Annotated in this window: 1 pseudogene; it reads right to left on the bottom strand. The window is 54.0% G+C overall.

Annotated features, from left to right (window positions below):
* Positions 1-202, bottom strand: a pseudogene (locus FDX22_RS29930) (DNA circularization protein); the annotation flags it as partial.

Raw genomic sequence — 202 nt, 5'->3', positions numbered from 1 at the left:
GTACAGGTCGCTGGCATTACCAGCGAGCCGATTCCCCGAACGCCACATTTTCTGCAACTGGTCAACAAAGCCTTTACCTGAAGATGGCGGCGGGAGTAGAACGGAGATATCACCCTGCATTAGCCGTGCGGCGGCGGAAATACCGGAATCCACCATCGACATTTTGTCAGAGACATAGCCAAGCATACTGGTCGCATCGTCA

This window comes from Citrobacter sp. TBCS-14, assembly GCF_005280805.1.
Classification (GTDB): domain Bacteria; phylum Pseudomonadota; class Gammaproteobacteria; order Enterobacterales; family Enterobacteriaceae; genus Citrobacter; species Citrobacter gillenii.
This window is presented reverse-complemented; position numbering and strand designations above follow the sequence as displayed.